The sequence below is a fragment of the Amycolatopsis alba DSM 44262 genome (assembly GCF_000384215.1).
Taxonomy (GTDB): domain Bacteria; phylum Actinomycetota; class Actinomycetes; order Mycobacteriales; family Pseudonocardiaceae; genus Amycolatopsis; species Amycolatopsis alba.
Map to the genome: position 1 here is coordinate 4,387,896 of NZ_KB913032.1, position 19,314 is coordinate 4,407,209.

The 19,314-nt window shown below is 68.1% G+C and carries 22 protein-coding genes and 1 tRNA gene; 6 read left to right on the forward strand and 17 right to left on the reverse strand.

Annotation, left to right across the window (positions count from 1 at the left end; all coding sequences use genetic code 11):
* Positions 1 to 187: 187 nt before the first annotated feature.
* Both AMYAL_RS0120935 and AMYAL_RS0120940 read left to right on the forward strand, forming a co-directional pair.
* Positions 188 to 1,258, forward strand: coding sequence for an LLM class flavin-dependent oxidoreductase (locus AMYAL_RS0120935; RefSeq protein WP_020633252.1), 1,071 nt, complete (start codon positions 188 to 190; stop codon positions 1,256 to 1,258).
* Positions 1,259 to 1,261: 3 nt separating this feature from the next.
* Positions 1,262 to 2,578, forward strand: a complete 1,317-nt coding sequence (locus tag AMYAL_RS0120940) for an NtaA/DmoA family FMN-dependent monooxygenase (RefSeq protein ID WP_020633253.1) — start codon at positions 1,262 to 1,264, stop codon at positions 2,576 to 2,578.
* Here AMYAL_RS0120940 and rfbA read toward each other — a convergent pair.
* The gene (gene rfbA / locus AMYAL_RS0120945) at positions 2,568 to 3,449 is read right to left on the reverse strand and encodes a glucose-1-phosphate thymidylyltransferase RfbA (RefSeq protein WP_020633254.1); all 882 of its coding nucleotides are present in this window, start codon (positions 3,447 to 3,449) and stop codon (positions 2,568 to 2,570) included. The two genes, AMYAL_RS0120940 and rfbA, sit on opposite strands and share 11 nt — an antisense overlap.
* Positions 3,450 to 3,502: 53 nt before the next feature.
* Positions 3,503 to 4,651 carry a sialidase family protein gene (locus tag AMYAL_RS0120950; protein WP_020633255.1) on the reverse strand — a complete coding sequence of 383 codons (1,149 nt, stop codon included), beginning with the start codon at positions 4,649 to 4,651 and terminating at the stop codon, positions 3,503 to 3,505.
* A 183-nt stretch (positions 4,652 to 4,834) separates the two neighbouring features.
* Between AMYAL_RS0120950 and AMYAL_RS0120955 the strand changes: the two genes are divergently transcribed.
* The gene (locus AMYAL_RS0120955) at positions 4,835 to 5,521 is read left to right on the forward strand and encodes a hypothetical protein (protein ID WP_020633256.1); all 687 of its coding nucleotides are present in this window, start codon (positions 4,835 to 4,837) and stop codon (positions 5,519 to 5,521) included.
* Positions 5,522 to 5,575: 54 nt separating this feature from the next.
* Here AMYAL_RS0120955 and AMYAL_RS0120960 read toward each other — a convergent pair whose 3' ends face one another.
* Positions 5,576 to 6,067, reverse strand: coding sequence for a YajQ family cyclic di-GMP-binding protein (locus AMYAL_RS0120960; RefSeq protein ID WP_020633257.1), 492 nt, complete (start codon positions 6,065 to 6,067; stop codon positions 5,576 to 5,578).
* Positions 6,068 to 6,186: 119 nt separating this feature from the next.
* On the opposite strand from AMYAL_RS0120960, the gene AMYAL_RS0120965 reads away from it, so the two are divergent.
* Positions 6,187 to 6,268 (forward strand) — tRNA-Tyr (locus tag AMYAL_RS0120965).
* A gap of 102 nt (positions 6,269 to 6,370) precedes the next feature.
* On the opposite strand, the gene AMYAL_RS0120970 is transcribed toward AMYAL_RS0120965, so the two are convergent.
* The 5 genes from AMYAL_RS0120970 to AMYAL_RS0120995 all read right to left on the reverse strand — a co-directional run bounded on the left by AMYAL_RS0120970 (position 6,371) and on the right by AMYAL_RS0120995 (position 9,909).
* Entirely contained in the window at positions 6,371 to 6,745 is a 375-nt protein-coding gene (locus AMYAL_RS0120970) for a hypothetical protein (protein WP_026467296.1), read from the reverse strand.
* Positions 6,746 to 6,784: 39 nt separating this feature from the next.
* Complete coding sequence (locus AMYAL_RS0120975; RefSeq protein ID WP_020633259.1) at positions 6,785 to 7,330, reverse strand: dihydrofolate reductase family protein; 546 nt, start codon at positions 7,328 to 7,330, stop codon at positions 6,785 to 6,787.
* Between the two features lie 244 nt (positions 7,331 to 7,574).
* Positions 7,575 to 7,997, reverse strand: coding sequence for a PPOX class F420-dependent oxidoreductase (locus tag AMYAL_RS0120985; protein WP_020633261.1), 423 nt, complete (start codon positions 7,995 to 7,997; stop codon positions 7,575 to 7,577).
* A 17-nt stretch (positions 7,998 to 8,014) separates the two neighbouring features.
* Complete coding sequence (locus AMYAL_RS0120990) at positions 8,015 to 9,229, reverse strand: DUF4241 domain-containing protein (RefSeq protein ID WP_020633262.1); 1,215 nt, start codon at positions 9,227 to 9,229, stop codon at positions 8,015 to 8,017.
* Between the two features lie 41 nt (positions 9,230 to 9,270).
* Positions 9,271 to 9,909, reverse strand: coding sequence for a TetR/AcrR family transcriptional regulator (locus AMYAL_RS0120995; RefSeq protein WP_020633263.1), 639 nt, complete (start codon positions 9,907 to 9,909; stop codon positions 9,271 to 9,273).
* A gap of 208 nt (positions 9,910 to 10,117) precedes the next feature.
* Here AMYAL_RS0120995 and AMYAL_RS0121000 point away from each other — a divergent pair, with 208 nt between their 5' ends.
* The gene (locus tag AMYAL_RS0121000; RefSeq protein WP_020633264.1) at positions 10,118 to 10,498 is read left to right on the forward strand and encodes a VOC family protein; all 381 of its coding nucleotides are present in this window, start codon (positions 10,118 to 10,120) and stop codon (positions 10,496 to 10,498) included.
* A 49-nt stretch (positions 10,499 to 10,547) separates the two neighbouring features.
* On the opposite strand, the gene AMYAL_RS0121005 is transcribed toward AMYAL_RS0121000, so the two are convergent.
* From AMYAL_RS0121005 to AMYAL_RS0121020, 4 genes are read right to left on the reverse strand one after another with little or no spacing between them, the layout of a single operon-like run.
* The gene (locus tag AMYAL_RS0121005; RefSeq protein WP_020633265.1) at positions 10,548 to 10,937 is read right to left on the reverse strand and encodes a VOC family protein; all 390 of its coding nucleotides are present in this window, start codon (positions 10,935 to 10,937) and stop codon (positions 10,548 to 10,550) included.
* Complete coding sequence (locus AMYAL_RS0121010) at positions 10,934 to 11,224, reverse strand: ArsR/SmtB family transcription factor (RefSeq protein ID WP_020633266.1); 291 nt, start codon at positions 11,222 to 11,224, stop codon at positions 10,934 to 10,936. The genes AMYAL_RS0121005 and AMYAL_RS0121010 overlap by 4 nt, the downstream gene beginning before the upstream one ends.
* Before the next feature lie 43 nt (positions 11,225 to 11,267).
* Entirely contained in the window at positions 11,268 to 11,912 is a 645-nt protein-coding gene (locus tag AMYAL_RS0121015; protein WP_020633267.1) for a response regulator transcription factor, read from the reverse strand.
* Positions 11,903 to 13,036, reverse strand: a complete 1,134-nt coding sequence (locus AMYAL_RS0121020; protein ID WP_020633268.1) for a sensor histidine kinase — start codon at positions 13,034 to 13,036, stop codon at positions 11,903 to 11,905. Before AMYAL_RS0121020 ends, AMYAL_RS0121015 begins: the two co-directional genes overlap by 10 nt.
* Positions 13,037 to 13,171: 135 nt before the next feature.
* Between AMYAL_RS0121020 and AMYAL_RS0121025 the strand changes: the two genes are divergently transcribed.
* Positions 13,172 to 13,822 carry a DedA family protein gene (locus AMYAL_RS0121025; protein WP_020633269.1) on the forward strand — a complete coding sequence of 217 codons (651 nt, stop codon included), beginning with the start codon at positions 13,172 to 13,174 and terminating at the stop codon, positions 13,820 to 13,822.
* Between the two features lie 40 nt (positions 13,823 to 13,862).
* Here the strand turns inward: AMYAL_RS0121025 and AMYAL_RS0121030 are convergent, their stop codons facing one another.
* The 5 genes from AMYAL_RS0121030 to AMYAL_RS0121050 form a co-directional block, all read right to left on the reverse strand.
* Positions 13,863 to 15,023, reverse strand: a complete 1,161-nt coding sequence (locus tag AMYAL_RS0121030; protein ID WP_020633270.1) for an alkaline phosphatase PhoX — start codon at positions 15,021 to 15,023, stop codon at positions 13,863 to 13,865.
* Complete coding sequence (locus tag AMYAL_RS49275; RefSeq protein WP_143267661.1) at positions 15,020 to 15,514, reverse strand: helix-turn-helix domain-containing protein; 495 nt, start codon at positions 15,512 to 15,514, stop codon at positions 15,020 to 15,022. Before AMYAL_RS49275 ends, AMYAL_RS0121030 begins: the two co-directional genes overlap by 4 nt.
* Positions 15,511 to 15,711, reverse strand: coding sequence for a hypothetical protein (locus AMYAL_RS0121040; RefSeq protein ID WP_020633272.1), 201 nt, complete (start codon positions 15,709 to 15,711; stop codon positions 15,511 to 15,513). Before AMYAL_RS0121040 ends, AMYAL_RS49275 begins: the two co-directional genes overlap by 4 nt.
* A 175-nt stretch (positions 15,712 to 15,886) precedes the next feature.
* Entirely contained in the window at positions 15,887 to 18,289 is a 2,403-nt protein-coding gene (lon, locus tag AMYAL_RS0121045; protein ID WP_020633273.1) for an endopeptidase La, read from the reverse strand.
* 167 nt (positions 18,290 to 18,456) lie between these two features.
* Positions 18,457 to 19,305, reverse strand: coding sequence for an SAM-dependent methyltransferase (locus AMYAL_RS0121050; protein ID WP_020633274.1), 849 nt, complete (start codon positions 19,303 to 19,305; stop codon positions 18,457 to 18,459).
* Positions 19,306 to 19,314: the final 9 nt, after the last annotated feature.

The following is a 19,314-nucleotide window of genomic DNA, read 5'->3' on the forward strand; positions in this document are numbered from 1 at the left end:
GCGGGCTAATCGCGATCTGCCGTCTCCCGCCCCCAGATCGATGTTCGCAGGCTAATCGCGATCTGCCGCCGAGATCGCGATTAGCCCGCGAACATCGAAGCGCCCCGGATCGCGATTAGCCCGCGAAACTCGAAGTCCCACGTCGTGGGAGCGGGAATCGAGGGGTGAGCAGGGGAGTTCCCCGTGCATGGGTTCCGCACAGCAGTTGCACCTCGGGGTCGCGCTCGACGGGGCCGGGCAGCATCCGGCCGCCTGGCGGGTGTCCGGCGTCCGCCCGGCCGCGTTGTTCACCGCCGCCCACTACCTAGCCCACGCGAAGCTCGCCGAAGCGGCTTCGCTCGACTTCGTCACTCTCGACGACACCCTCACGCTCCAGCCGGGCGGCGAGGAGGTCGTCCGCGGAAGGCTCGACGCGCTGCTGACCTTCGCCGCGATAGCCCCCGTGACCAGCGGGATCGGCCTCGTCCCGACGGTCACCACCACCCACACCGAGCCGTTCCACATCTCGACGGCCGTCGCTTCGCTCGACTTCGCGAGCCGCGGCCGCGCAGGCGTCCTCGCGGTGCCTTCGCGCACCGAAGCCGAGGTCGCGCACTTCGGCAGGCGCACGCTGCCGTCCGAGGTGGACGCCGAAGCGGAGAACGCCGAGGTCGTCGACGTCATCGCGCGCCTCTGGGACAGCTGGGAGGACGGCGCGATCATCCGCGACGAGCCCACCGGCCGCTTCATCGACCGCGAGAAACTCCACTACGTCGACTTCGAAGGTCGCTTCTTCAGCATCAAGGGACCTTCGATCACGCCGCGCCCGCCGCAGGGGCATCCCGTCACCGCGGTCTACGGCGACTCGCCGTACGCGCACGGCGCCGACGTCGTCTTGATCGACGAGATCCGCGGCGCTCGCGAGCGATTCCCGGATGCCAAACTCCTCGCCGGCCTGTCGATCGTGCTCGCCGAGACCGAGCAGGCAGCCATCGATCGCCGTCGCGCACTAGAGGCCTACGCGCCCTTCGCGCCAGGCCTGAGTTTCACCGGCACTCCCGCAGACCTCGCCGCCGAGTTACCCCGCATCGCGGCGTCGGGCGGCCTCGACGGCTTCCACCTCCGCCCCGCCGTCCTGCCTGACGACCTGGCGCTCTTCACTGCCGAGACCGTCCCCGCGCTCCAGGTCGCGGGCGTGTTCCGGCAGGCCTACACCGGCACCACCCTGCGCGACCATCTCGGCCTCGGGATCGCCGCCAACCAGTACGCGGAGGCGTGACAGATGCCCAAACAGGTCAAACTCGCCGCACACTTCCCCGGCGTCAACAACACGACCGTGTGGAGCGACCCGCGTTCGGGTAGTCAAATCGACTTTTCGTCCTTCGAACATCTCGCACGCACGGCCGAGCGGGGCAAATTCGACTTCCTGTTCCTCGCCGAGGGCCTCCGCCTGCGCGAGCACGCGGGCAAGATCCTCGACTCCGACGTCGTCGGCAGGCCGAACACCACCACCGTGCTGGCCGCGCTCTCCGCGGTCACCAGCAGGCTCGGCCTCGCGGGCACGCTGTCGTCGACCTTCAACGAGCCGTACGAGGTCGCGCGGCAGGTCGCGAGCATCGACCACCTCTCCGGCGGCCGCGCCGCGTGGAACGTCGTCACCTCACCGGACGCGTGGACCGGGCAGAACTTCCGGCGAGGCGGCTTCCTGAAACGCGAGGACCGCTACCGCCGTGCCGAGGAGTTCCTCGCCACCGTGCGTGAACTCTGGGACAGCTGGGCACCCGACGCGGTGGTGGGAGACAAGGAGAACGGCGTCTTCGCCCGCGGCATCGACCGCTTCGCCCACAGCGGGCCGCAGTTCGACATCCGCGGCGAATTCACCGTCCCGAGGACACCGCAGGGACAGCCGATCGTCATCCAGGCCGGGGATTCCGACGAGGGCAGGGAATTCGCCGCCAAGACCGCCGACGTCATCTTCAGCCGCCACGGTTCGCTGGAAAGCGGCAAAGAGTTCTTCGCCGACGTCAAACGCAGGCTTCCCGCGTACGGCCGCGAGCCCGGCGAGCTGCTGATCATGCCCGCCGCGACCTTCGTCCTCGGCGAAACCGAGGAGGACGCGCACGAGTACGCCCGCGAGATCCGCTACCAGCAGGTGCGCCCGGCGACCGCGATCCAGTTCCTCGAACAGGTCTGGAGCCGCGACCTCTCCGCTTACGACGCCGACGGCCCGCTGCCCGAGGTCGACCCGGATCCCGACGCCGAACCGCTGACCTGGGGCCGTGTCCGGCACGAGAAGGATCCGCTGGCCGTGGCCGCGAAATGGCGTTCGATCGCGGAGGAGAAGAAACTCTCGATCCGCGAACTCGTCATCGAGGTGACCGCGCGCCAGCAGTTCGTCGGCACCGCCCGCCAGGTCGCGGAATCGATCGACGAGTACGTCCAGGGCGACGCCGCCGACGGATTCGTGCTGGTGCCGCACCTGACCCCTGGCGGGCTCGACGCTTTCGTCGACGACGTCGTCCCGCACCTGCAGGAACGGGGCGTCTTCCGGACCGACTACACCGGAGACACCCTGCGGGAGCATCTGTTCAGCCGGTAGCGCCCTGGGTCTTCGCGACGTTCATCAGATATTCGCCGTAGCCGGACTTCGCCAGCTTCGCGCCGAGCGCGAAGCACTGGTCCGCGTCGATGAAGCCCATCCGCAGCGCGACCTCCTCGAGACACGCGATCCGGACGCCCGTCCGGTGTTCGAGGACCTGCACGAACTGGCCCGCTTCCAGCAGCGAGTCATGGGTGCCGGTGTCGAGCCAGGCGAACCCGCGGCCGAGATCGATCAGGGTCGCGCGGTCCTGCCGCAGGTAGGTGAGGTTGACGTCCGTGATCTCGAGTTCGCCACGCGGCGAGGGCTTGAGGGCACGGGCGATCTCGACGACCTCGTTGTCGTAGAAGTACAGGCCGGTGATGGCCTTGTTCGACTTCGGCCTCTCGGGTTTCTCCTCGATGGAGAGGAGCTTGCCGTCGGCGTCGATCTCGCCGACGCCGTAGCGCTGCGGGTCCTTGACCGGGTAGCCGAACAGCACACAGCCGTCGAGCGTGGTCGCGGCGGCCTGCAACCTGCTGGAGAACCCCTGGCCGTAGAAGATGTTGTCGCCGAGCACGAGCGCGACGTCGTCATCGCCGATGAAGTCCGCGCCGATGACGAACGCCTCGGCCAGCCCGTTGGGGGCGGCCTGTTCGGCGTAGCTGAAGCTGAGCCCGAACTGGCTGCCGTCGCCGAGCAGCCGCCGGAAATGCGGCAGGTCGACGGGGGTCGAGATGATCAGGATCTCGCGGATCCCGGCGAACATCAGCACCGAGATCGGGTAGTAGATCATCGGTTTGTCGTAAACCGGAAGCAGCTGCTTCGAGATCGCCTGGGTGATGGGATGCAAACGCGTCCCGCTGCCCCCCGCCAGCACGATGCCCTTCATCCGCAGCCCCCGCTCCGTAGCCGTTCCCTCGACTACTCACACTACCGGGTGGATCAGAACGCCGGCCCTTTCGCGAAGTACGCCTTGCAGCCCAGGTTGTACTCGGTGGAGATCTGCAGCACGTTCTTGCCGCCGTCGACGGGCAGCAGCGTCGAGCTGTAGTTGGGGCAGAAGTTGTTGTGGATGCCGACGATGTGCACCGGAGCGGGCAGTTCGTACCAGTTCCCGGCGCCGAAGTTGTCGTTGGCGAGCAGGACCTGGCCGTTCTTGTCCTGCGGGACACCGGCGGCGTCGGTGTAGATCTGCCCGACCATCACCAGCCGCACCCCGTTCGGGCCGCCGGGGAACAGCGTGATCGTCTGGGCGTGCTGGAAGTAGTTGCCGCTGGCGGTGGTGACGCGCGTGCCGGGATCGAGAGGATCGCCCCAGTTGGCGCCGTCTGAGGAGATCTTGAAGTACGGGTCGCAGTAGCGGTCGCCGTAGTTGCAGATCTCGTAGGCCAGGTAGTACCGGCCGTCGGGCAGGCGGCGGATGATCGGCATCCCCGGCCGCACCCGGTGGGGCGGGATGGCCATGGTGCGCTGTTTGGTGCCCCAGTTCACCCCGTCGGTGGAGGCGACCCGGTTCATCACCTGCGCGAACTGCGGCGCCTCGGTCTCGTCGGCGTAGTGCAGCCACAGCGTGCCGCCCGCGTCGGTGACGAACTCCGGCTCCCAGATGCCGTCGTGGTTGTGCGAACGGGCGGCCTCGGACAGGAAGGACCAGGTGCGGCCGGCGTCGCGGCTGTACCAGATCTTGATGCCGATCCGCCGCTGCGGACCGGCGTCCTGGCGGTAGCTCGCGGCCCACAGCAGGGTGCCCGCGCGAAGCCTGCCGACCCGCTGCGGCAGCTCGTACAGCGTCCCGCAGCACATGCCGTAGCGGCCGTCACGGTCGCGGACCTCGCCGATCTTGTGGAAGGTCTCGCCCTCGTCGGTGCTTTCCATGATCGGGGTGAACTTGCCGCTCGCGTCTTCGCTGGTCAGCGACGCGATGATGCGGCCCTTCCCGATCGCGGAATGCTCCAAACGGATGAGCCGGGCGTACGAGCCGTAGCCGGGCACGAGCTGTTGTCGCTCCGCGGCCTGCGCGGAGGTGAACAGGGACGCGATCACGGTGAGTGACAGCGCGAGTGCGAGTGCGGAGCTGAAACGGCGCTTCATCGGGACCTTCCTCGAACGCGGTCGCCGGATTACAACACGGACATTTGTCCATTTCGGACTCCCAGGAAGGCGTTGCGGCAGAAACCCACGCCCGAGTGGCCTGAATCGCCCGGCCGGGTGGCTCGGTAACGCTGGGCTATCGGTCGACGAAGATCCCATGACTGAACAACTAGGGGGAAGTCCGTGATCAGGCGCTTGTGCGCGGCGTCGACCGCCGTGCTGCTGACCGTCGGCCTGATGGCCTGCTCGCCGCCGAACCTTGGCCGCGTCGTCCCGCAGGCCGCCGCCCCGGACGGGCTGCGCTCACCGTCGGCGACCCTCACGCCGCCGCCGACGTCCACCACCACCCCGCGCCCCGGCCCGCAGCCGGAAGAGAAGCACTCGGGCAAGGGGAACGCGTCGGTCCCCATGACCTGGCCGGCGCGCCTCGGCTTCGTGACCTTCGATTGCCCGAAGTGTTCCGGGCACGTCGCGGTCAACACCGAGAACGAGCTGATCGTCAACGACGTCGGCCCGTACAAGGGCACGCAGTGGATCAACGACATGCCCCGCGATCAGGCGAAGACGTTCACCATCAAGGCCAACGCCGCCTGGACGCTGACCATCACCGACGAAAGCGGCCTGCCCGTGCTCGAACCGGGCAAGCCCCTTTCCGGCAAGAGCGAAGCGGTCTTCGCCGTGCCCGACGCCGTCTCGTCGGTCGCCGTCACCACCAAGAACAGCGGTCGCACCGCGGTTTGGGTGCACAGCGGCGACTACTCGGATCTCCCGGTGAACCAGCTCGGCGACTACAAGGGCGACGTGCCCGTCTCCGGCCCGGCCTTCGTCTCGGTGGAAGGCGACGGGACCTGGACGGTCACCGCGTCGTAGGGATGACGAAGGCCACCTTCGAGGCTTCCGAAGGTGGCCCTTGCCGTGCCGCTGTCAGCGATAGTTCGTGAACTGCAGCGCGATCTCGAAATCCTTGCCCTTCAGCAAGGCGATCACGTCCTGCAGCTGGTCCTTCTTCTTGCCGGACACCCGCAGCTGGTCGCCCTGGATCTGCGCCTGGACACCCTTGGGGCCCTCGTCGCGGATGAACTTGGCGATCTGCTTCGCCTTGTCCGACGCGATCCCCTGCAGGATCTTGCCGCCCACCTTGTAGATCTTGCCGGACAACGCCGGCTCGTCCGCCTCGAACGCCTTCAGGGAGATGTTGCGCTTGATCAGCTTCTCCTTGAACACCTCGACCGCGGCCAGCGCGCGTTCCTCGGTCTCGGACTCGATCGCGATCGCCTCTTCACCGGACCAGTCGATCTTGGTCCCGGTACCCCGGAAGTCGAACCGTGTACCGAGTTCCTTGCTGGCCTGGTTCAGGGCGTTGTCCACCTCCTGGCGATCGACCTTGCTCACCACGTCGAAAGAGGGATCCGCCACGTGTTCTCACACCTCGTACTCGCTTGTCAGGAGCTTCCACCCTAGCCCTGTGGAACCCGGTTGACCGGCCCGCCACGGCATTGGGTATTCTTTCGTCTCGACCGGGCTTGCCCGGCCACGGCGAGTTGCCCGAGCGGCCAAAGGGATCTGACTGTAAATCAGACGGCTACGCCTTCGGGGGTTCGAATCCCTCACTCGCCACACAGATCGGCCCTCTGACCTGGGAAACCAGGACCGGGGGCCGATCTTGTTTCGTGCGGTCGTGTGCAGCCCTGCGCGGCTGGTAGCAGGTGGTGGCCCTGCTCATCGCCCGCGATCACGCCTTTGCGGCCACGCCGGATGGCTGTTCGGTTCGGCCAGGTCTTCGAGGTACGTGTGCTCACTGAAGTCGTCGTCCGTCGCGGGCGCTCTCCGCGCGCGCCGGGGTGCGGCCGCCGGTTCGGGGGCCGACTCCAGGCTCGCGGCTACCTCGGCCAGCTGCGGCCACAGCTTCTCCTGGGCCTTCGGCGCGAACAGGGCCTGCGCGAGTGGATGCTCGCAGGTCCCCGCGGCGACCTCGTCCCAGCTGAACTTGCCCTCCCGGACGCAGTTCGCCGCCCGAGTCAGCCGCGGCGAGGCGTCGGGCCGCTCCGCCGCGAGGCGGAACACCTCGGCCGTGAACTTCGACGCGTCGACCATGATCGGCACCTCCGTCGTTCTCCCGCCGCCACGCCGACCCTACCGAGCCCGGTAGCGCAGCAGCACGATCCCCGAAGCGAATGCCCGCTCCTCCACGAGCCGAAGCTTCGGTACGCCGGTGGCGCTCTCGAACAGCCGACGGCCTTCCCCGGCCACGACGGGGTGGACGAACAGCCGGTACTCGTCGACGAGCCCCTCGGCGATGAGCGCCCGCACCAGCGAGATGCTGCCGGTGGTCACGATGTCCTTGCCCTCGGCGGCCTTCAGCCGCTCGATCTCCGGGCGCAGGGCACCGGAGAGCACCGTCGTGTGCTCCCACTCCGGCTCCGTCAGCGTGCTGGAGACCACGTATTTGCGCACTGAGTTCAGATAGGCCGAAATACCTGTCGTGTCCTCTGTCTGCTTCGGCCAGTAGCCGTGCATGTCTTCGAAGGTGACGCGTCCGGTGAGGAACGCGTCGGCGTTTTCACGTTGCTCGCGGAGGGCGGCCAGGACGTCCGGATCGCCGCCTGGGGTGAACCAGTCGCCCGTCAGTTCGATCACGCCGTCGATCGTGCAGTTCTCCGTGACGATCAGATCCCGCATGAGCCCGACCGTACCGCCGCCCTCCGACAAGAATGGACCGATGACCGCGCTGCCACCCTGGCCCGCCGCGTCGCGGGCCCGCGCACCCGACCCGCCAGGAAGCCGAAGACTGGGTGCGACGGCAGCAGACCCGGCACGCCGAGGGAAGGTGCTACCCCTTCGTGATCACCGCGGACGGGGCGGCAGTCGGCACGATCGGTCTCTGGCTGCGGAAACTCTCCGAAGGCATCGGGATTCTGCTCCTCTATGTGTCGCCGTGAACCGCGCGCCTCGATGGGTACCACGTCTCACCCGCGGGTTCGCCCGCCATGTTCCAGCTCCACGACACCGTGGGCGTGACGCGCGCATAGGTGCCCGGACCGACGATCCCCGTGCGTTCGACGGGATCGGCGGCCTCGCCGTAGATCCGGACACCACGCGCGACGAATGGGTCCAGTGAGACCAGGTCGTCGATGACCAAGGCGGCTTTCCGTTGTCCCGCTTGGATGTTGCGGAACTTCCGGGTCGCGAGGACTGACGCGCCCCCGCCACCGACCCAGAAATGTGTCCCGTCGAATTCGAACGCCAGCGGGACCACGTCGGGCTGCTCGCCGTCCTCGGACAGCGTTGCGAAGCGGGCCAGGGGTTGCGAGCGCAGGTACGCGATCTCCTCTTCGGTGAAGGCCATGACGCCATCATCCTCGCCTAAGCCGTGAGCGCCTCCGCGTCGTTGAGGATCAGCATGTCGGTGACGAAGCAGACCAGGGTGCCGTCGGCTGCCCGGCCGATCCAGGTCGGGTAGCTCCCGTCTCCCCAGCCGGTGGCGAAAGCGATGATGTTGCCGCTCGCTCCGTCCGGGGTGATGTCGACGTGGGGATCCACCTCGGCGAACTTCTCCATGAGCTCGTCGTCCACTTCGTCGGGGAGGGCGTCGGCGTCGGCGAAACAGCCGGTGCCGCTGTCCACGCCGTAGCCGTAGAACTCCCCGTCTCCCAGGAAAAGCGCGTTCTGTCCCGGCCAGAGCGCGACTTCCCACGTGGTCACCGGGACGTCGGCGACGACGAGTTTGGCGGCGGCGACCCGCTCGTGCGTCGGCTCGTCGACGAAGCGGATCATGGCGAGTTCGACCCGGTGCTCCCCGGCCGGGGCCGTGACCGTGAAGTGATCGGATTCCGCGTCAAGGAAGGCCGGGTCCGACGCGACGAGCCTGCCGCTGGGCATCCGGAGTTTCCCGGCGTCCCGAAGCTCGATCTCGACGAGGCCGCGGTTGTTGCTCAACGCGAAGCGCGTGCCCGCGGTGAACATCTCGCCCATGCCGGACGGCCGCAGCGGAACGGACGGCCGCCAAGGACGTTTTTCGTCGGGAAGCGGCGGATCGGTCTCGGGGGTGTCCGGGAACTGAAGGGTCACCGGTCCCGAATTCGCGAGGGATTCCCAGTCACCGAAGGCGGGCTTCGGCATGGTCAGCTCGGACAGCGGTTTGTGCGCGCGGCCGCTGCTGGAGCCGCCCGCGTAGCCGTCGGGTGCCTGATACGCCCAGCCTTCGCCGTCGGGGCCGAAGGACAGTTCCACGCGACCGGCGGTCTTCTTGTCGAACTCTTCCTGATCGGGGGATTTGTACGTCCATCGCTCGACGCGCACGAGGAACAACGTGCCGTCTTCGAGCAAGCGGTACTCGTACGAAGCGTTCCGCCTGCCTTGTTCGTCGAGGTGACGGCAGCGGGCGAAGTGGTGCGTCCACGCGATTTCGAGCAGCACCGACGGCGCTTCGGTGCCAGGTGGCACCAGGGCGACGGCGTACTGCTCGCCGGTGGCGTCACGTTCCCGCGCGATGTCGGGGGTGAGCCTGCCGACCAGCGCGCGGGCGGCCGGATCCCAGCCCTCGCAACAGATGACTTCGAGCGAAGTCCCCTCAGACATGGAGCGGACCCTAGTGGGCACCGCCGACAAAAAACCAGGAGTTACCCGCGGATCGCGTAGTCGCCGAAGGCCGGTTCCAGCAACTCGAAAGCCCGCTGCGCGGCCTTCGTCACCGCTTCGGCGATCTCGTCGTCGCTCTCGCCGGCGTGCGAGCGGCGCATGACCTCGCGAAAGAGGACGCGGTCGATCGCGTTGAGCTCGGCGGCCGCCATGACCGGGGTGACGTCGTCCGCGTCGGCTCCGGTCTCGTTCGCGAGCAGCCCGGCGAGCGCCGCCTCCCGTAGTTCGTGCAGTTCACGCAGCCGTGCGGTCAGGGTCGGGCTCTCCAGCACCATCGTCGCGAAGGCGGGCCCGGTGAAACCGATCACATGCGAGTGCTCCGCCAGCGCGTCCAGGAAAGTGCGTCGCAGCGCGGCCAGCGCCGACTCGCCCGTCTTCCGGTCGCGGACGGCGTCCGCCAGCCCGTTGGTGAACTCCGCGTGCTGGTCCAGCGCCAGATCCTCTTTGCGCGCGAAGTAGTTGGTCACGGTCTTCTTCGCGACCCTCGCCGCCGTGGCGATCTCGGCGATCGTCGTCTCTTCGAAGCCCTTCTCGATGAAGAGAAGCGTCGCCTTGTCGGAGATCAGCTGCCGCGTCTCCTGCTTCTTGAGCTCTCGCAAACCCACATCCGCACTGGTCATGGGCGAAGTTTACCACCGTCGTAAAAATACTCTTGACTTATAGTAGTCCGGATGTAAACTTACGTCCGTACTACCGAATGAGAGAGAAGAGGATCCTTGACCGCTCGAATCCCCCAAGGCAGCGAAGGCGCCGACCGCGCGCAGGTCCGCCGGTCGTACTGACCGATCAGCTCATCCGAAACGCACTGCCGACCGAAGGGGATAGCCCATGAACGTCCTTGCCTCCACCGTCTCGCTGACCGTCGACGACGTCGCCGCCTCCAGCCGCTTCTTCACCGAGCACTTCGGCTTCACCGAACAGATGGCCGCGGAGGGTTTCGTCTCCCTCGGGCATGAGACCGCGAAGCTGGCCATCGTCCTGCTCCAGGCGGGGATCGAGGTCCTGCCGGAGGAGCTGCGGCAGAAGCGCGCGTCCGGGGTGATCGTGGCCTTCACGGTCGAGAATCTCGAAGCCGAGGAGAAGCGCCTGCGCGCCGAAGGTGTCGAGATCACGCTGCCGCTGCGGGAAGAGCCGTGGGGAGAACGCCTCTTCATGGTCACCGACCCGAACGGCGTGCCCGTGGAACTCGTGGAATGGGTGCAGCAGTAAGGAAAAACGAAACGGGGCTTGGTCCACAGTGGACCAAGCCCCGGTTCGGCTACTTCATCGTGGCGAGCTGGATCAGGTTTCCGCAGGTGTCGTCGAAGACGGCGGTGACCACCGGCCCCAGATCGACGGCGTCCTGAGTGAATTCGACGCCCAGCCCCTTGAGTCGCTCGACCTCGGCGTACACGTCGTCGACGGCGAACTGGGTGAACGGGATCCCGTCGCCCGCGAGAGCCTTCTTGAACGGCTTCGCCGCGGGGTGGCCGTCCGGTTCCAGCAGCAGCTCGACGCCGTCGGGGTCGGCGGGGGAGACCACGGTGAGCCAGCGGGCGCCGCCGGTGGGCACGTCGTGTTTCTTGGTGAACCCCAGCTTCTCGGTGTAGAAGGCGAGAGCCTTGGCCTGGTCGTCGACGAAGACGCTGGTGATGTTGATGCGGATCACGGGTTCGGTTCCTCTCGGTCGATGGGCCACCGCTCGACGATCGACCGCAGCGGGCTCGTGTCGATGTGGTGGAACTTGTAGCGGCCCTGTCGCCGGGTGCGCACCAGGCCTGCCTGTTCGAGCATCGCGAGATGCTGCGAGATGGCCTGCCGCGACGAGGTCAGGCCGTGCTTCATGGTCAGCCTGCCGCAGATCTCGAACAGGGTCTGACCGTCCTTTTCGGTCAGCTCGTCCAGGATGACGCGCCGCGTCGCGTCGCCGATCGCCTTGAACAGGTCGCCGTCCACCGCTCCAGTTATAGGCAAGTCGTCACTTGCCTGTCAACTCGGGTCAGGAACCCAGATAGCGCAGGATCGCGAGGACGCGACGGCTGTAGCCCGCGGTGTTGGCCAGTCCGAGCTTGTCGAAGATGGCGTTCACGTGCTTCTCGACGGCGCTCTGCGACACGTACAGCGACTCGGCGATCCCGGCGTTCGTGTGGCCCTGCGCCATCTTCTCCAGCACTTCGCGCTCGCGGGCGGTCAGCTTCGCGAGCGGATCGGTGTGCGTCGTCCGCGCGAGCAGCCGCCGGACCACCTCCGGATCGAACGCCGCCCCGCCCGCGGCGACCCGGTCGAGCGCGTCCAGGAATTCGCCCACCTGGGCGACCCGGTCCTTCAGGAGATAGCCGACGCGTTCGCCGTCGCCGGTGATCAGCTCGGCGGCGTAGCGCTTCTCGACGTACTGCGAAAGCACGAGGACCCCGATCCCCGGCCAGCGCTTCCGGATCTCGAGCGCCGCGCGAAGACCTTCGTCGGTGTGCGTCGGCGGCATGCGGACGTCGGAGACGACCACGTCCGGCTGATACGCGGCGGTCGTCGAGACGAGCGAGTCACCGTCGCCGACCGACGCCACGACGTCGTGCCCCTCTTCGACCAGCAGCCGGACCAGGCCCTCGCGCAGCAGGGTCGAGTCCTCGGCGAGGATCACCCGCACGGCAGCACCGCCGTCACCACGGTCGGACCGCCGGGCGGACTGTCCACGGAGAACTCGCCGTCCGCCGCCGCGACGCGCCGCGCGAGGCCGGAAAGACCGCCGCCGGACACCCGCGCCCCGCCCGCGCCGTCATCGGTGATCCGCACCCGCACCCTGCCCCCGTCCCGCCCGGCCTCGATGTCGATCCGCGTCGCCGCGGCGTGCTTGATCGTATTGGTCACCGCTTCGGAGGTGACGAAGTAGACGACGGTCTCGATCGCCGCCGGTGGCCGTTCCGGAAGGTCGACACGCAGGTGGACCGGGAGGTCGGAGCGCTCCGCGAGCGCCTCCAGCGCGGGGTGCAGCCCGTCCGAGTCCAACGCGATCGGATACACCCGCCACGACACCTCGCGAAGGTCTTCGAGGGCGCGCTGGGACTCCTCGTGCGCCTGACGGAGCAGATCCGCCGCGTGGTCCGGGTCACCGGTCCGCCGCGCCCGGCCGAGCAGCATCCCGAGCGCGACCAGCCGCTGCTGGACGCCGTCGTGCAGATCCCGTTCGATCCGGCGGCGCTCGCCGTTGACCGCTTCGACCACTTCGGCCCGGCTGGTCGCGAGTTCGGAGACCCGGCGGCGCAACTGTTCTTTCTTGCTGGGCCCGAAAAAGTGTCTCGCCAGCTTGCGCTCCAGCGTCGCGATCCCGAGGAGTCCCTGCACGGAAAGGAAAAGCAGGAGGACGCCGAGCAGGACGGTGGCGATCTGGTCGGAGACGTCACCTTCACCCGGCCACTCGCCGAAGGTCTTCTGGTACGCGACGTAGGTCCCGATCACCACCCCGTAGCCGACCAGCAGGAAGATCCCGGCGCTGAAGAGGCCGACGACGCAGCGCGGCACGAGGTAGGTCATCGCGCGGCGTCCGGTGTAGTCGGTCGCGTTCTCGGCGCCGAGATACTTCTCCAGCCGCCGTCGCTCCACTTCGGACAGTGCTCGTGCGCCGGCGAAGACGGGCCGCCGCAGCGCGGGGATCGCGAGCGCGGCACCGCCGAAGACGACGTAGAAGAGCTCCACGAACGCGGTCGCGGAACCGATCACCAGGCCGAGCGTGCCGCGGGGGATCTTGCGCAGGTAGCGGCGCGGAGCAGGCATAACGCCAGGCTAGCGGCGTGACCGGAGATCGGTACTGCGGTTTTCCCCAGTGATCTGTGCCGCTTCACCGCAGGGTGCGGAACCAGGGCAATTCGTACGTTCGTTGACACCTGCAGACGACCACGAAAGGCCGCCATGAACCTCCTCCTCGCCCAAGCCGCCAGTGAACCGATGGGCGGTCTCGCCGGCTGGGCGGTGTCACTGATGGACTCACTGGGCGGTCCGGGAGCCGCGATCATCGTCGGGCTGGACAACCTGTTCCCGCCGATCCCCAGCGAGCTGGTCCTGCCGCTCGCCGGGTTCTCCGCCAGCCAGGGCACGTTCACCCTGCTGGAAGCGCTGGTGTGGACGACCTTCGGGTCGGTCGCGGGCGCGATCATCGTGTACTACCTCGGCCTGCTGCTCGGCCGCGACCGCACGCGCCGCTTGATGGCGAAGATCCCGCTGGTCAAGGCGTCCGACTTCGACAAGACCGAAGCCTGGTTCCAGAAGCACGGCACCAAGGCGGTGTTCTTCGGCCGGATGGTGCCGATCTTCCGCAGCCTCATCTCCCTGCCGGCGGGGATCGAGCGGATGCCGTTCTGGCGGTTCCTGACCCTGACCACGCTGGGCAGCCTGATCTGGAACACGGTGTTCGTGCTGGCCGGCTACGTGCTCGGGGAAAGCTGGCACCTGGTCGAGGAGTACGCCGGGTTCTTCCAGTACTTCGTGATCGCCGCCGTCGCGATCGCGCTGGCGCTGTTCGTCGTCAGCCGCCTCCGCGAAAAGAACCGCACCAACGCTTGAGAGCCGGTATGGGGCGCCTGGCGCGCCCCATACCGCTGTCTCAGGACCGGAACGGGCCGGTCACCTCGTAGGTGATCCCGCCGGAGGACGAGCCGGAAGTGCCGCGCTGCGAGGAGAAGTACAGCCGGTTCCCCGCCGGGGTGAACGCGGGACCGCAGATCTCCGACGAGCTCTGCCCGGTGATCCGCAGGAACGGTGCCACGATGTCGTTCGGCGTGATGACGCAGATCTCCATGTTGCCGCCGTCTTCGGCGACGTACAGGTCACCCGATGAGGTCCCGGTGACGTTGTCGACGCCGGTCAGCGGCGCCGAACCGGGGCTGACCAGCGAGTCGTCGTAAGCCAGTTCGTAAGTGCTGTTCGTCAGGTTGAGCTGCCAGACGCGGTTGTCACCCTTGGTGGTGAACCACGCGGTGTCGTTGGCGTAGTGCAGTCCTTCGCCGCCGTTGAACCGCTTCGCGCCGGACACCTGGTTGCGCGTGGCGGTGGGGGAGCCGTCGGGGTCGGGCACGTTCGCCCAGGTGAAGCTGCCAGAAGTGGCCGTACCCGCCTTCAGTACCTGCAGTGTTCCGGCGGAAAGGTCGCCCCAGGTCGTCGGGACGAAGCGGTAGAAACAGCCGTCCGTGGTGTCCTCGGTCAGGTAGACGACCTTGCGCACCGGGTCGGCCGCCGCGGCCTCGTGCTTGAACTTCCCCATCGCGGGCCGCTGGACGGCGGCCGAGGCAGGCCCGTTCGGCTGGCACTCGTAGACGAAGCCGAGGTCGATCTCCTCACAGGAAAGCCAAGTGTTCCAAGGAGTTTTGCCGCCCGCGCAGTTCTGGCGGGTGTTCGCCAGTACCCGGTGGGCGCCGGTGATCGTCCCGTTCGCGTCGAATTTGACCGCGCCGGCCCCGCCACCGGGGTTGATCTCCGAGTTCGACACGTAGATCCAGCCGCTGCCGTCGGCGAACACCGCGCCGCCGTCGGGCGCGTTGTGCCAGGTGTACGCGGTGCCCGCGACCTTCTGCCCGGACCGCGCGATGACGCGGCTGGTGAATCCCGCGGGCAGCTGGATCCCGTTCGCGTCGGCGGCCTGGAGCGCGCCGTACGGGCTGGGGCCGTTCTGCGCGGGCGCCGCCAAAGCCGTCCCCGACAGCCTGTTTCCGAACGCCGTGACGCCGGCGCCGACCACGGCCGCGCGCAGGAAATTCCGTCGCTTCACTCGTGCCTCCGCTGATGTGGTGGTGCGGGAAGGAGCGGAGGGGAGGTTACGGGCGGAACGGGACTTCCAGGTGAATTCGCGGCGTATTCGCCGGTGGTGGGGAACTTTCGTAGGGAACCTTCGCTCAGCACTATTTCCCGCGCTTTGCGGAGGCCCGGCACTTCGGCACCGCCGCGCTGTTCCGCGACGTCCAAAGCGAGGAGTATCCGATCGAGCGGCGCATATCCGCCATTGCGGTGGTGACGACGTCCGATCAGGTGGCGCCAGTCGGCGAGATGGTCGTCGAGTCCGGGCTCGCCAGGGACGGCCCGGAGCAGGACGATGAGCAGGACTCTCATCTGGTTTTCGTTGCCCGGCAACGTGTTCCTGGCCAAGGTGTCGGCAAGGGTGCTGCGGGACTGGCCGGTCGCGGCGGCCAGCGCGCGGATGCTGAGGCCGCTTCGGTCGCGGAGTTCGCGTAAACGCGCCATGAATTCCGATTCCGTGTTCATCGGCGCGCGTGTCCGGGCACTGTCCGGCCGAGGACGGCGCCGAACAGGGAGATCGCGATCCCCGCCGCGATCGGCGCGCTCGTACCGGTGAAGGTCAGCAGTGTGGTGAATGTGGTGAGAATGCTCAGGCAAACGATCTGACCGGCCGAAACGCACCGGCGCCTCGGCTGTGGGGAAGACAGGATTCCGTGACTCATGACCTTGCCCTCTCAAGGTTCAGCGGCCGCACCCGGCGGGGTGGCACGGAATATACGTTATCAAACCGTGATAGGGAGTTTAAGGGCGATTAATGTCCGGGTTCGTCCGGATCCGGAAATGCCGGGAGCCCCGGATCCTGGACGGATCCGGGGCTCCCGCTCGGGTCGTTACGCCTTACGCCGCCTGGGTGACCGGAGTGGACGCCGGGGCCAGCGCGATGTCCAGTACCTCGCGGACGTTCGCGACAGCGTGGACATCCAGCTGCGCCAGCACTTCGGCCGGGACGTCGTCGAGATCCGGCTCGTTGCGCTGCGGGATGATCACCGTCTTCATCCCGGCCCGGTGCGCGGCCAGCAGCTTCTGCTTGACCCCGCCGATCGGCAGCACGCGACCGGTCAGCGACACCTCACCGGTCATCGCGACGTCCGATTTCACGACGCGGCCCGAAAGCAGCGACGCCAGCGCGGTCGTCATCGTGATCCCGGCGCTCGGCCCGTCCTTGGGCACCGCGCCCGCGGGGACGTGCACGTGGATGCCGCGGTCCTTCAGGTCACCGACCGGGAGCTCCAGCTCCGCGCCGTGCGAGCGCAGGTACGACAACGCGATCTGCACCGACTCCTTCATCACGTCGCCCAGCTGACCGGTCAGGGCCAGCCCGGTCGAGCCGGATTCCGGATCCGCCAGCGACGCCTCGATGTAGAGGACGTCACCGCCGGCGCCGGTCACCGCCAGGCCGGTCGCCACGCCCGGCGTCGACGTGCGCTGGGTCGACGCGGGCAGCGAGGACTCCGGCAGGTGCCGAGGGCGGCCGAGGTAGGTTTCGAGCCCGTCGGCGTCGATCGTCAGCGGCAGCTCGACCTCGTCCAGCGCGACCTTGGTCGCCACCTTCCGCAGCACCTTCGCGATGGTCCGGTTCGCGTTGCGCACCCCGGCTTCCCGCGTGTACTCGGCGGCGATACGGCTGAACGCGCCGTCGGTCAGGATGACGTCGTCCTTGCCGAGGCCGGCGCGGTCCAGCTCGCGGGGGAGCAGGTGGTCGCGGGCGATGGTGACCTTCTCGTGCTCCGTGTAGCCGTCGAGGGTGACCAGCTCCATCCGGTCCAGCAGCGGGCCGGGGATGGTCTCGAGCGCGTTCGCCGTCGCGAGGAACACGACGTCGGACAGGTCCAGCTCGACCTCGAGGTAGTGGTCGCGGAACGTGTGGTTCTGCTCCGGGTCCAGCACCTCCAGCAGCGCGGCCGTCGGGTCGCCCCGGTAGTCGGCGCCGACCTTGTCGATCTCGTCGAGCAGCACGACCGGGTTCATCGACCCCGCTTCCTTGATGGCGCGGACGATCCGGCCGGGCAGCGCGCCGACATAGGTGCGGCGATGCCCGCGGATCTCGGCCTCGTCGCGGATGCCGCCCAGTGCGACGCGGACGAACTTGCGTCCCATCGCCTTCGCCACGGACTCGCCGAGCGAGGTCTTGCCGACTCCGGGAGGACCGGCGAGCGCGAGCACGGCGCCCGAACGCCGTCCACCGACCGGGCCGAGACCCGATTCGGCCCGGCGCTTGCGGACGGCCAGGTACTCGATGATGCGTTCCTTCACGTCGTCGAGACCGGCGTGATCGGCGTCGAGGATGTCGCGTGCGGCGGCGATGTCGTGGACGTCGGTGGTGCGCTCGTTCCACGGCAGTTCGAGGACGGTGTCCAGCCACGTGCGGATCCAGCCGCCCTCGGGGGACTGGTCCGAGGTCCGCTCCAGTTTGTCCACTTCGGACAGTGCGGCCTTCTTGACCGCGTCCGGCAGCTCGGCGGCCTCGACGCGGGCGCGGTAGTCGTCGTCGTTGGCGGTGCCGTCGAGTTCGCCCAGCTCCTTGCGGATCGCTTCGAGCTGGCGGCGCAGCAGGAACTCCTTCTGCTGCTTCTCCATGCCCTCCTGGACGTCCTTGCGGATGGTGTCGGTGACCTCCAGTTCGGCCAGCTGCTCGCGGCTCCATTCGAGGGCCTTTTCGAGCCGTGCCGAAACGTCGAGCGCGGAGAGCAATTCGAGCTTCTGCTCGGTGTTCAGGTACGACGAGTTGCCCGCGAGGTCGGCGAGCGCGGACGGATCCTCGACCTCCTGGACGGCGTCGATCATCTGCCAGCCGCCGCGCTGCTGGAGGATCGCGAGGACGACGCTCTTGTACTCGGACGCGAGCGTCGCCGAGTTGTCGTCGGTGGTCTCGGTGGCGACCTCGGCGTGGACCCAGCGGGCGGCGCCGGGACCGTCGGCGATGCGGCCGACGACGGCGCGGCGGGTACCGCGCAGCAGCACCGCGGTCTTGCCGCCGGGCACGCGCCCGATGCGCTCGACGGTCGCGATGGTGCCGAGCCCGGCGTACTCGCCGTGGACGCGGGGGACGATCAGCACCTCGGCCTTGGTGGCGGCGCTGGACCTGATCCCTGGGAAGGAAGCCTGGGCAGGCGTGTTGGCCTGGGCGGACTCCACCGCGGCGCGCGTCTCCGTGTCGGCGAGGTCGAGCGGGACGATCATGCCCGGCAGCACGACGTCGTCATCGAGCGGGAGGACGGGCAGGAGGCGGTTGTCGGTCATCTGTGCACTCCTCGGTTAGTTGAGTCTGCCTAGCTCAACTCTCCGATCGACCCGTTTGTTTCCTCCTCGCGTTCGCCGTCAGCGATCACCCACCCCTCCGACCTCTCCGCCCAAAGGCATCGAGATTAGCCCGCTAAAGTCGATACGGTGCGGGAAGAGGTCGGAGGTCAGGGGTGGGTGGCGACACCGCACCAGGCGAACGGCCGGGCGCCTTCCTCGTCCCGCCGCAGCTCCCGGACCGGCCGCCACTCGGGCAGGTGGACGACGCCGGGCTCCAGCAGCGGCCAGTCCCCGAAGAGCGGCTCGATGTCTTCGCGGTCCCGCATCCACACCGGGTTGCTCGTCTGCCGGTACTGCTCGACCATCCAGCGCAGCCCGTCGGCGTCCTCGCCGGTCTGGCCGCCGAAGCTCATATGCGAAATCCCCAGCCAGCTGCCCGGCGCCAGCGCGTTCCGATAGGTCGCGACGAGCGCGGGCGGATCGTCGTGCGGCCCGGCGAAATGCAGCACGGCCATCATCATCAGGCAGACGGGCTGCGAGAAGTCGATCAGCCGCAGCGTCTCCGGATGCCGCAGGACGTCCTTCGGCCGTCGCATGTCCGCCTGGACGATCCCGGCCCAGTCGGTCGCCTCATGCCGTTCGAGGATCAGCTCCGCGTGCGCCACCGCCACCGGCTCGTAGTCGACGTACACGACCTTCGCCTCTTCGCCGGGCGCCAGTTCGTCCCGGACGATCTCGTGCACGTTCCCGGCTGTCGGGACACCGGAACCCAGATCGACGAACTGCCGGATCCCGGCGTCCAGCGCCGCGCGCACGACGCGGTTCATGAACTCGCGGTTGTGCCGCGCGCCCGGTTTCACCCAGCGCCACTGCCGTTCCAGCCGCCGCGCGAACTCCCGGTCGACCGCCCAGTTGTGGGTCCCGCCGAGAAACCAATCGTAGATCCTCGCCGCGGACGGTTTTTCGGTGTCGACCCCGGTCGGCGCCACCGGGGCCGTTTCATCGTCCCTGGTCACAGAACCCCC

Coding starts and splice junctions, on each gene's coding strand:
- AMYAL_RS0120935 (WP_020633252.1), top strand. CDS start 188: ATGGGTTCCGCACAGCAGTTGCACCTCGGGGTCGCGCTCGACGGGGCC.
- AMYAL_RS0120940 (WP_020633253.1), top strand. CDS start 1,262: ATGCCCAAACAGGTCAAACTCGCCGCACACTTCCCCGGCGTCAACAAC.
- rfbA (WP_020633254.1), bottom strand. CDS start 3,449: ATGAAGGGCATCGTGCTGGCGGGGGGCAGCGGGACGCGTTTGCATCCC.
- AMYAL_RS0120950 (WP_020633255.1), bottom strand. CDS start 4,651: ATGAAGCGCCGTTTCAGCTCCGCACTCGCACTCGCGCTGTCACTCACC.
- AMYAL_RS0120970 (WP_026467296.1), bottom strand. CDS start 6,745: ATGGTCGACGCGTCGAAGTTCACGGCCGAGGTGTTCCGCCTCGCGGCG.
- AMYAL_RS0120975 (WP_020633259.1), bottom strand. CDS start 7,330: ATGCGGGATCTGATCGTCACGGAGAACTGCACGATCGACGGCGTGATC.
- AMYAL_RS0120985 (WP_020633261.1), bottom strand. CDS start 7,997: ATGGCCTTCACCGAAGAGGAGATCGCGTACCTGCGCTCGCAACCCCTG.
- AMYAL_RS0120990 (WP_020633262.1), bottom strand. CDS start 9,229: ATGTCTGAGGGGACTTCGCTCGAAGTCATCTGTTGCGAGGGCTGGGAT.
- AMYAL_RS0120995 (WP_020633263.1), bottom strand. CDS start 9,909: ATGACCAGTGCGGATGTGGGTTTGCGAGAGCTCAAGAAGCAGGAGACG.
- AMYAL_RS0121000 (WP_020633264.1), top strand. CDS start 10,118: ATGAACGTCCTTGCCTCCACCGTCTCGCTGACCGTCGACGACGTCGCC.
- AMYAL_RS0121020 (WP_020633268.1), bottom strand. CDS start 13,036: ATGCCTGCTCCGCGCCGCTACCTGCGCAAGATCCCCCGCGGCACGCTC.
- AMYAL_RS0121025 (WP_020633269.1), top strand. CDS start 13,172: ATGAACCTCCTCCTCGCCCAAGCCGCCAGTGAACCGATGGGCGGTCTC.
- AMYAL_RS49275 (WP_143267661.1), bottom strand. CDS start 15,514: ATGAACACGGAATCGGAATTCATGGCGCGTTTACGCGAACTCCGCGAC.
- AMYAL_RS0121040 (WP_020633272.1), bottom strand. CDS start 15,711: ATGAGTCACGGAATCCTGTCTTCCCCACAGCCGAGGCGCCGGTGCGTT.
- lon (WP_020633273.1), bottom strand. CDS start 18,289: ATGACCGACAACCGCCTCCTGCCCGTCCTCCCGCTCGATGACGACGTC.